The organism is Priestia sp. SIMBA_032 (assembly GCF_046535215.1).
Classification (GTDB): Bacteria; Bacillota; Bacilli; order Bacillales; family Bacillaceae_H; genus Priestia; species Priestia aryabhattai.
Window position 1 is genome coordinate 1 of the sequence record NZ_JAWRXD010000350.1, and the last position, 315, is coordinate 315.

Below are 315 nucleotides of genomic sequence, written 5' to 3' on the forward strand. Positions count from 1 at the left end.
CATTGCGCGCCGCGTAGCGGATCGCCACCGTGCGGCCGCGCAGACCGTTCGCCTCGGCAAACGTCACGTAGTCATCGCCAAGCGTGTTGATCATCGTGTTCCGCATGCCGATGATCCAGCCGCCGAGGGAGGTGATCAGGATGGTGAGGGCCGGGAGCACGGCGTGCTGGACGACGTCGCCGACGAAGATCTGCTGGCCAGTCTGTCCAGACACTGCCTCCCGTGTGTCGACGGTCCCGTTTGCGGCCCGTCGACTCTGGATCTCCTCACTTATCGCCTGAGCTTCGGCATGAGTGGCCGTGACTAAGGCGATGG

Annotated in this window: 1 protein-coding gene; it reads right to left on the minus strand. The window is 64.4% G+C overall.

The window, feature by feature from the left end; all coding sequences use genetic code 11:
- Nucleotides 1–214, minus strand: a 214-nt coding sequence (locus SB717_RS34715; protein ID WP_410907410.1) for an ABC transporter permease subunit, incomplete at its 3' end; no start/stop codon positions are given.
- Nucleotides 215–315 lie beyond the last annotated feature (101 nt).